At 35.6% G+C, this 8,274-nt stretch carries 13 protein-coding genes; 11 read left to right on the top strand and 2 right to left on the bottom strand.

The genetic code is table 11. The annotated features are described in order from the left end of the window. Window positions 1-116: 116 nt before the first annotated feature. The 6 genes from ABLT31_RS37705 (at window position 117) to ABLT31_RS37680 (ending at window position 3,720) form a co-directional block, all read left to right on the top strand. Window positions 117-908, top strand: coding sequence for a hypothetical protein (locus tag ABLT31_RS37705; protein ID WP_367760864.1), 792 nt, complete (start codon window positions 117-119; stop codon window positions 906-908). A gap of 125 nt (window positions 909-1,033) precedes the next feature. Next, window positions 1,034-1,273: a hypothetical protein gene (locus ABLT31_RS37700; protein WP_367760863.1), complete on the top strand. Its 240-nt coding sequence runs from the start codon at window positions 1,034-1,036 to the stop codon at window positions 1,271-1,273. Window positions 1,274-1,623: 350 nt separating this feature from the next. After that, on the top strand, window positions 1,624-1,986 hold the full coding sequence (locus ABLT31_RS37695; protein WP_367760862.1) for a hypothetical protein: 363 nt from the start codon (window positions 1,624-1,626) through the stop codon (window positions 1,984-1,986). A 223-nt stretch (window positions 1,987-2,209) separates the two neighbouring features. Beyond that, window positions 2,210-2,617, top strand: coding sequence for a hypothetical protein (locus ABLT31_RS37690; protein ID WP_367760861.1), 408 nt, complete (start codon window positions 2,210-2,212; stop codon window positions 2,615-2,617). Between the two features lie 154 nt (window positions 2,618-2,771). Beyond that, window positions 2,772-3,242 carry a CDI toxin immunity protein gene (locus ABLT31_RS37685; RefSeq protein ID WP_367760860.1) on the top strand — a complete coding sequence of 157 codons (471 nt, stop codon included), beginning with the start codon at window positions 2,772-2,774 and terminating at the stop codon, window positions 3,240-3,242. Between the two features lie 148 nt (window positions 3,243-3,390). Then, complete coding sequence (locus ABLT31_RS37680) at window positions 3,391-3,720, top strand: hypothetical protein (RefSeq protein WP_367760859.1); 330 nt, start codon at window positions 3,391-3,393, stop codon at window positions 3,718-3,720. A gap of 81 nt (window positions 3,721-3,801) precedes the next feature. On the opposite strand, the gene ABLT31_RS37675 is transcribed toward ABLT31_RS37680, so the two are convergent. Next, on the bottom strand, window positions 3,802-4,245 hold the full coding sequence (locus ABLT31_RS37675; protein WP_367760858.1) for a hypothetical protein: 444 nt from the start codon (window positions 4,243-4,245) through the stop codon (window positions 3,802-3,804). A 212-nt stretch (window positions 4,246-4,457) separates the two neighbouring features. On the opposite strand from ABLT31_RS37675, the gene ABLT31_RS37670 reads away from it, so the two are divergent. The 4 genes from ABLT31_RS37670 to ABLT31_RS37655 all read left to right on the top strand — a co-directional run bounded on the left by ABLT31_RS37670 (window position 4,458) and on the right by ABLT31_RS37655 (window position 6,968). After that, window positions 4,458-4,856, top strand: coding sequence for a hypothetical protein (locus tag ABLT31_RS37670; protein WP_367760857.1), 399 nt, complete (start codon window positions 4,458-4,460; stop codon window positions 4,854-4,856). Between the two features lie 122 nt (window positions 4,857-4,978). After that, on the top strand, window positions 4,979-5,332 hold the full coding sequence (locus ABLT31_RS37665) for an Imm32 family immunity protein (RefSeq protein ID WP_367760856.1): 354 nt from the start codon (window positions 4,979-4,981) through the stop codon (window positions 5,330-5,332). Window positions 5,333-5,588: 256 nt separating this feature from the next. Further along, the gene (locus ABLT31_RS37660; protein WP_367760855.1) at window positions 5,589-6,149 is read left to right on the top strand and encodes a hypothetical protein; all 561 of its coding nucleotides are present in this window, start codon (window positions 5,589-5,591) and stop codon (window positions 6,147-6,149) included. A 276-nt stretch (window positions 6,150-6,425) separates the two neighbouring features. Next, the gene (locus tag ABLT31_RS37655; RefSeq protein WP_367760854.1) at window positions 6,426-6,968 is read left to right on the top strand and encodes a thioredoxin domain-containing protein; all 543 of its coding nucleotides are present in this window, start codon (window positions 6,426-6,428) and stop codon (window positions 6,966-6,968) included. Window positions 6,969-7,010: 42 nt separating this feature from the next. Here ABLT31_RS37655 and ABLT31_RS37650 read toward each other — a convergent pair whose 3' ends face one another. Continuing rightward, entirely contained in the window at window positions 7,011-7,202 is a 192-nt protein-coding gene (locus tag ABLT31_RS37650) for a hypothetical protein (RefSeq protein ID WP_367760853.1), read from the bottom strand. A gap of 130 nt (window positions 7,203-7,332) precedes the next feature. On the opposite strand from ABLT31_RS37650, the gene ABLT31_RS37645 reads away from it, so the two are divergent. Next, the gene (locus tag ABLT31_RS37645) at window positions 7,333-7,827 is read left to right on the top strand and encodes a hypothetical protein (protein ID WP_367760852.1); all 495 of its coding nucleotides are present in this window, start codon (window positions 7,333-7,335) and stop codon (window positions 7,825-7,827) included. Window positions 7,828-8,274: the final 447 nt, after the last annotated feature.

Below are 8,274 nucleotides of genomic sequence, written 5' to 3'. Positions count from 1 at the left end.
AAAAACTAAGAAAACAAGAGAAAAACGGAGATATGCATTTGTTCATAGAGGGAGGTTAGTTTAATAAGCGTTAAAATTACCGAACCTTGTCTTATGAATGTTTTTGGAGGGACGTAATGAAGGGTAAACTTTTTTTACTTGGATGGTTATTGTTGACGCTCATGATAACTGGCTGCGATTCTGTTCGGTTAAACACAAAAGGAAACGCCAATCTAAGTTGGGTAAGTTTTATACATATAGATGATAGACACTATCGAGGGGATTTTAATTTTGTGTTAACAGACCCATCCAAAATTGGGGTTCAAATTGGTGAGGTCGAGTTTAATACTTCAAAAAATGTGTCTAACCCTGAATATAGAGTAAGAAATGGTGATTCTGCCTTTTTAGAAGAAGGAAGTAAGATTTATGCCATTAAAGGTTATCCTGATTACTCCTATATCGCAGCAGAAAGCAAAGATCCAATCCATCATTTTAAGGGATATGAAGTTTTCCGTTTAGAATGGAAGTTGGATAAGTCAGGTAAACCAATTCAATTGAATGTTGCTCAAAATGTAAAATTTGAGGAAATACCAAAGGATGATTTGAAAAAAATCGAGGTGTACATAAATAACAGCAATACATTAGGAGGATACGATTGGAAATTAATCAATGAGGTTTCAAAAAATGAAAACATCAAGGAGTTTTTCTCTATTCTTAATCGAAGTCAACCATTTGATAGAGAGAATTCAGGTATTCAAATGGAGTTAGCAAAAGAATATAGGATCGTATTCTATACTGACGAGCCGTTTGGCTATCGTTTCCCCGTGTTTTATCATAAAGGTCTTTTCTTTTGGCGTTTAGGACAAGAAAAACTTCCAAACGACATTAACCCTTATATGAAAGTCGAACCTACTATAGAGCGGAAATGATGGTAACTTATTTTATTAACGGGAGTCGATTGTTCGATAAACCGGATGCGTCCGGCAGTCCTTCTTGCTCCTCAAAAGAGTATATCTGTGGGAAATGGGTAACATATCTTTTGAGGTGTGGTTATATGAAGAAGATTATGTTTATGGTTTGCATGGTTCTGTTGCTAAACACCAGTAATATGAAAGCCGAAATATATAAATATGCTACTACCGAAGATATTTTATTCGATATAATTAGTCCTGAAATCGGTGTTTTTGTTGATAAATATTACGGTGAAGACGTATCTTGGTCCATGATTAAGATCTTGAAATTGAAAGAAATATGGAACGCTTTGAAAAGGGGTATAGACCACTGTATCGCATAGTTTTACAAATAAAAGCAGAAAGAGGAAGAAGAGAACCCCTCGGATTAGATACTCTAACCCTTAACATTGATCCTAAAAAGATAGTTCCTTACGAAGAACTCGAAGTGAGAAAATATATAAAAGGTCCCGGAATTGAGTTGCTTAAATATGATCATAAAGATCTTCCTATCTCTAATTGATGAACTTGAGGGCTGTTATTTGCAGCTCTTTTTTATTTTCTTTAAGCTTTAATCGGTTGCTTCACTAACGGGGATCGATAGCGGGGGAACGGAATCGGCATCCATCCCCTGCTTTTTTGCTTCGGTAACGGGCAGAATAGTTGAATAAAACCATCTCAGGAGGCTCAATTCGTGAAAAAATGGATTTTGATAATAAGTCTCGTGATGAATATCGTCCTTGCTGTATATATCGCTTTATTTAAAGAGGATTTTGCAGAATATCAAGTAGGGGTAGAACAACAAATTGTTTTAGCTGTTGACAAGGAACAAGAGAACAAAGAAAAGGTGATTATTGATTTTAAAAAAATCGCCCCCTTTGAATGGGACAATATGTATGTTTTTACGCCTTATACCTCATGGGAAATTATTGATAACGAAATGGGACTTAGTTGGGAAAATAGTGCCGTTGGGAGAGTTGCGGGGAGAGACCAAAACGATTTGATTGTATTTGTGAAAGATAATGAAGTCATAGGATACGTTGAGCATGGTCGATAAATAGGAGCTTTTGACCAAGATGAAATAGCCAAAAAAAGAGGGTTCAAACCAGATGAAGCTGTTTTTGAAGTAGTGGGTTCAGTAATACGACCTGTAAAATAATCGTAAATGAAAACCTTGTGAGAAGTCTTTTTGTTCGTCTGACGGGAATCGATAGCAGGGAACGGGATTGTATCTGCCCCCTGCTTTATTACTGTGGTAATGAGCAGATTGGAGTTATATGATGATTAATTCGGCTGAAGAGTTTGTTAGATTAAGATTAAGCGAAAATATGGACGAATACCTAAAGGCTGCTTGGGATGAAGCTCCTTTAGAAGTTTGGTTAGAAGTGATTGAAAAGTACCCTGACATGCGTAAATGGGTAGCACACAATAAAGCTATTCCTGTTGAGATAATGGAAATTCTCGCTGTTGACTCTGATGAGAACGTTAGATTTACTATTGCCACAAAAAACAGACTTCCCGAAATTCTACAATTGAAACTTGCTAAAGACCCAGATGGTTCCGTGAGAAAAAGTATTGTTTATAACAAAAAAGCGACATTGCGAGCATTAGAATCTTTATTAAATGATGATGACGAAGAAACAAGAACATTGGCAAAGAAGAGAATTGATGAAGGAAGATATAAGTGAATGTTGCATTAACGGGGATCGATAGCAGGGTACGGGATCGGCATCCATCTCCTGCTTCGTTTCTCCGAAAAGGGTAGTTTAGTCGAGTATGACTTCCTTTGAGATTACTTGTAAAATGAAGAATATTAATCAATTTGACAGAGGGTGAGAACCCATGAATGATAAAGCCGATAGAAGATGGAGATTAGAACAATTGCTACACAAGCAAAGGTCTAAGCAAAAAAATGAATACAGTGTATTGTTCAAAGAGTGTCTTGAGGCTTTGGGTGAGAACACAGTCATTTTATCCGAAGGAGAAAGCACGAAGGAGTATAGTTCACTCCAAAATCAATTTCCATTCTCTCCTTGGGCTAGGATCGATTGGGATCAGGTTTCCTCGAAGACAACGGTAAATGATGTGTCTGAAATAATTTCAACCCTCAACCATATGGGTCAACAAGTTCAAGATTCTGTATTTGTCCTTTGGAGTGGTGGCGGTCATCCTGTATTACAAGCTAAACTTCATAAAGTGATCGATTCTATTGAAGATGTGTTAGCAGTTGATTTTGATACCTATATCTTTTGTCCATCCAAGTTTGTAATTGAGTTTTACCACGAGGGAGAAGTAACAATAGGGCTAGTTTAACGAAGAATTTGTCGCTTGCTTATTGTGCTAACGGGTTCAATAGTGGATCAGGGTTGCTTCGTTCACAGCTCAATTCTTTTGCTCCGCTAAAGGGCAGGATAGTTTAATAAAGGATGAAATTACAAATGGAGAAAATGAGGTGATATTCGTGAAATTTAACCAAATGACAGACGAAGAAAAACGAAAGTTAATTATTGCAATGTATTTTCTGCAAAAGGGCGCACACCAATTAAGCCGTTTACATGATGAATTTAGTCTCAGGGACACTGATGAAGAAATAAAAGAAGCCATGAACAAGTTGCATAATCTATTTCCAGCTATTGCACGGATTAATGATATGTACCTTTATTCTGAAGATGAAAAAGAAGCCTCGGAAATGGAAAAATTAGAGGATGAAATTTTTGAATGGATTGAAGATAACGGATTTACTGAGGAAATTAAAGCGTTCTTCTGCAAAAATAGTATTATGTTCAGCTAACGGGGATCAATCATTGAGGAGCCGATTCCATCGCGGCTCCTCTTTTCTTACCGAGTAAAGGACAGAAAGCGATAAAGTAAATTATTTTTTAACAGGCTTTTCTAAGTCAACAGCATACATGAATTTTCCTATAAGTTCACCACTCGTTGAATCGAAAATTACACACCTTTCAATTGGTGGGTATAATTTTGGGTCATTTTTTGGTTTCATAGGTGTAAAAGAAATAATGTAAGAAGGTACGTTTTCGATCGGCTTCGTAACTTCAGATTCCCAATGATTCCCTTTCAATGTAACCGAATGATGTTCAATAAACGGAACGGGACAACCTTTACATTGTCCACCCTTTGCAATTGCAATTTCAATCGCTTCCTCTTCGGTGATTTTAGGTTCATCATTCGTCGGTTCCAAGATCAATCCCATTTTTTCCAATTGCCACGTTTGTTTAAAGTGAGTATTCAACGTTTCCTTACTTCCTGAACATCCTACCAATATAAACAACGAAAACAATAAATAAATAAATTTCATCTTTGTTCCCTTTCGTTTTTTCTTTATTATACTAAAAATTAACGGACGGATATTTCGGCAACCCTTTTCAGTTGTTCCGTTAATGAGGATCAATTGTTCGATAAGTGGGCTGCATCCGGCAGTCCTTTTTGTTCAGCTAAAGGGCAGATTAGTGCAAAAAAGTGGAACTATTTATAATGCGTAAACGTCTAAATATATGGAGGTGTTTTGTCGTGAAAAAAATGATAAGTATTATTTTTCTTTTTACAATCATGTTGTTAGCTGCTTGTTCTGGACAGGAAAAAGGGGAATTAACAAGAGTAGATGTATTGATAGAAAACCAAGGCGAAATTCACATACAAGATAAAGATACATTAGTCGAGATAGAAAACATATTTGAACAAATAAAATGGTCCCCCAATACAGTGGTTAACATGGCTAGAAAAGCAGATGTAAAAACAATTTTCTTTTATACTTTTGATGAAAATATGCCTGAACGACTGGTTGAATATGAGATTTGGTTTAATGAAAATGCAGATACAGCAGAAATTGTCAGCAATAATGAAAAAGAAGGCTATGGAGAATTAGATAAAGATAATACAAATACCCTCAGAAAAATTTTATTAAAGTAACGGGTATCGATAGCGTGATATATGGGATGCGGAAGCATCCCATTCTTTTTGCTTGCACTAACGGGAGATTATTTTAAATCGATATGGTAAAATTATACACAATGTGTATGGGGGTGTTTAGTATGTCTGAATACATTATCAATCTAGTTAATGATACAGATAAGGAAGAAGCCTTTGAAATAACGGGAAACAACATTGCTGAGGTAAATGTTATAGATAAAAACGGGAATGATATTACGCAGAATTGTAGGGTACAAATTACCCTAAGCAAAAATGCTCTTCTTGGATTAGGTACTGAGTTAATTCGATTAGCACATGAATATAAAGATGGTAAACATTTTCATATCGAACCCATAAGTAAAGGATATGTGGTCCAATCAATGGGAATTATGCTTCATCCTGAGAGTTGCGAACTTATAGTGGGTTGCGGAGATTATGATTCATTTACAGAATATACAAAAGAAGAAGAGCTTTAGTTATTATGCTAACGGGAGTCGATAGCACAGGGACGGGATCAGCAACCGTCCCTTGCTTCGTTGCTGCGGTAACGAGTAGGTTAACACAGTGCCATGATATACTTAAATTAGAGAATTCACTATTATGGGGAGTCTATTGGAGTATCTATTGACTCTTCAATAGAAAATCTACCCTTATGGTTAAAACTACCATAAACTTATTTGCGTTTCTTCACGTCTAATAAAGAAAATTGAATGTGATCGGAAGGGGTGTCGAATGAAAAAACTACTTAATCTTATGCTGTTAATTACTTTTTTCACAATAAGCATTCTTTATCATTCGCCAGAAGTGAAGGCAACAAGCTGCGCTCCTCATGATGTTAAAGAATCAATCGAACAAGATGATGCGATATTTCAAGGTAAAGTAATCGGGACTAAACCTTTGGTTGATCATGGAGTATCATATTTGTTGGTTTTATTTGAAGTTGAACAATCTTGGAAGGGTGTCAATCAAACACAAGTAGTAGTCCAAACACAAGGGTTAGGTGTAAAAAAACTAGATTTCATGAAAGGTAGATCCTATTTAGTGTTTGCCTATAAGTGGAAAACTCCTCAACTCCAGACTAATGACTGTAAAGGAACTAAACCTCTTTCCGAAGCTGCTAACGACCTTTCCGCTCTAGGGAATGGGAAACAACCAACTGAACACGTTGATCTCACCTCTGAATTTCCAATTCGGGTACGGGATTTTCTTCTTCCTTGGGGAATCTTCGGTATAATTGCTATCATTGTTGTAGGTGTTGGTGCAGTTAGCATTTATCGAAAAAGGAAGTTCTGATTTTTATTAGCCTTCTCGTAACGTTCCAGAAATCGGGAACGTTTTTGTTTTCTTTGTTTCACTCATTTAAGGCGAGAGATATTGTGTGTGGGTTCCTTACTTCACTAACGGGGATCTATACCGAAAGAAGCTGCTACGGCGGTTCTTTTTAATTTTACTGAAGTAAAGGGCAGCAAAATAACAGAACATGGAAACAGCATTCTTTTTAGTGCAAAATCCATATATTGGTTTTACAATGAAAGATGAGAAAAGAATGTAGAAAGGATGGAGGGAGAATTGAGAGTTTACTTGTTTATCGCCTTACTTAGTGCATTTTTACTTGTTGCTTCAGGGTGTTCAACACATAAGGATAATGAGAAGATTGTCTATCATCCTTTAACCAAAACTCAACTGGATGAATTTATAAGTGATAAAAACATAAATGCAACTGCTAAAAGAGATTTAGGCAATGTGTTCACAGTAATAATGTTTGAAAATGGTGCAGAAATGGGATTTTATACAGCTATGAGTGACCAAGAAGGTAAAATAATGTCTAGTTATGTTAAAGGAAACAATAATAAGGATACCATTCCTGTTTCAACAGGTGGGACATTGTCAGGCATTCCTTTTGTTACAATTTCAATTAACGATGAGAAAATTCTACACGATGCTCAAAGCATAAAAGTAGTTTGGGAAGATGGTCACGAAACGATTGAATATATAGAGAATGAGCAATCAAATTTTATCATTCCTTATGATGATAATGTGACTAACGTTAAAAAAAGCTATACTCAAATCTTCATTTACGATAAAAATGGAAAGGTTCTATATAAAGGGTAGGTAATATTGGAAAAAATGGATTTGTTCAAAACCGTTATTGAGCTAACGGGATTCGATAGTTGAATACAGGGAGTTTAAATCCAGTAATTGGTCATCAAAAGTAAGGTAAGCCGCATTGTGCTTGATTAAAATAGGAGAAGTATTTTTAAGTTTGTATGAATAACTTATCCCATCGGATGTTTCATCCTTATTTACAAACTCAATTGCTTCTTGAATCTCCTTAATACCTGCCATCATGGATTCCTTGTCGATATTCTTTTCTGGTTGTTCATAATTGATTGGTGTATGTATTTGGGATATTGTCTAGTGCAAATTACTTTTTTTAAACATATTTTACATAGAACATTTGAAAGGAGGAAAAGTAGTGAAAAAGAGCCTTACTACAAAAAAGATGCCAGTCGTAACCAGAAGAAAGAGTAGCCTCGCAAGAAAGGCGAGAACTTACCTTAGTAAAGCGAAAAAAGTGAGAAGGTTGGATAAACCATTCAGGATCTTACAACGTGAAATTCTTTTCCATAAAAGGTTTTATCTTGGCAGATTTCGATCACCAATTGAATTTCGCAGTAGATGGGATGCTAGAATGCAAAGTTATGTATTTGAAGTATGGATAGGTGAAACGAAAATAATGAGTCAAACATATGAGTTATCAAAACATGATCAAGAACTTGTAGCCTTTACTCAATCAGTCCCGACAAAAGTTGGCGATTTTAGAGGTAAGGTGGTTATCGGTTTAGCAGTAAGTCGAGGAGAAGTTTATTACCGTCTCGAAGGCAGATTGTATACCCGAATTGGGACTGTGCATACTGTTTATATTCCAGGACCAACACATCGTCAAGTCACTGTAATTCACAGGTTTTAAAACAACGGAGTAATAAATAATGTAAAAAAAAGCTGTACTAATTCAAAATTGAATCTGTACAACTTATTATATTGCTATTTAAAAATTAAGACAAGATCTCTTTATCATTAAAATTGGGCAAATAATACCAATACTGACTGTAAAGATTTGAAATCTTTTCTATATCTACGAACGTATACGCTAACTAAACTAACGGAGATCGATAGCTGGGGAACAGGAACGGCATCCGTTCCCTATTTCGTTGCTGTGGTAAAGGGCAGAATACCTCGATAATTACTCGAATTTTTAGAATTTAAAATGATGCCTAATTAGATACACTGAGATATAATGATAAAAAATGTAAATTTCGAAGTTGGGAAAATGGAACTTTAATTGCAGGATAAAATGAAATTAGAAAGGGAGATATTTAATGGACGATCAAAAAAAATCAGTAAAAAACGTTACTGA

The organism is Ammoniphilus soli (assembly GCF_040813775.1).
The sequence above is the reverse complement of the archived record's forward strand: the minus strand, read 5'-3'. Positions and strand labels throughout refer to the sequence as shown.